General features: G+C 66.6%; 1 protein-coding gene. It reads left to right on the top strand.

All coding sequences use genetic code 11. The features are described 5' to 3' along the window. Positions 1-629: condensation domain-containing protein (locus ACTWQF_RS36780; RefSeq protein WP_443284128.1), on the top strand; the 629-nt coding region annotated here is incomplete at both ends.

The raw sequence follows: 629 nt of genomic DNA, 5'->3' as shown, positions 1-629 counted from the left end.
CCTGGGGCGGATCTGTCGCGGACGGTGGGCTGGTTCACCAGCATGTATCCGGTGCGGCTGGATCTTGCCGGGGTGGATGTCGGTGAGGCGTTCGCCGGGGGAGTGGCTGCTGGGCGTGCGGTGAAGGTGGTCAAGGAGCAGTTGTTGGCGGTCCCGGACAAGGGGATCGGTTTTGGTTTGCTGCGGTATTTGAACGACGGGACGGGGGCGGTGCTTTCGGGTCGTTCGACTGGGCAGATCGGTTTCAATTATCTGGGCCGTTTCTCCGGCACCGACATGCCCGAGCATCTGCGCGGCCTCGGCTTCCACCCCGCACCCGAAGCCGGCGAACTCACCGCCGTGCCCTCCCCCGAAATGCCCGCGATGGTGGCGCTCGACGTCAACTCCGTCGTCACCGACAACGGCCACGGCGAACAGCTGACAACCCTCTTCTCCTTCCCGTCCGGGCTGTTGGCTGCGGGTGAGGTGGAGGAGTTGGCGGGGTTGTGGGTGGAGGCGTTGGCGGGTCTTGCCCGGCACGTCGCCGAGGTTCCGGGGGCGGGTGGTCTGACGCCTTCGGATGTGCCGTTGGTGGGTGTGTCGCAGGGTGAGATCGAGGCGTGGGAGTCCCGGTATCAGGGGCTGGTGGA

The organism is Streptomyces sp. 8N114, assembly GCF_052245835.1.
Classification (GTDB): domain Bacteria; phylum Actinomycetota; class Actinomycetes; order Streptomycetales; family Streptomycetaceae; genus Streptomyces.
The sequence above is the reverse complement of the archived record's forward strand: the minus strand, read 5'-3'. Positions and strand labels throughout refer to the sequence as shown.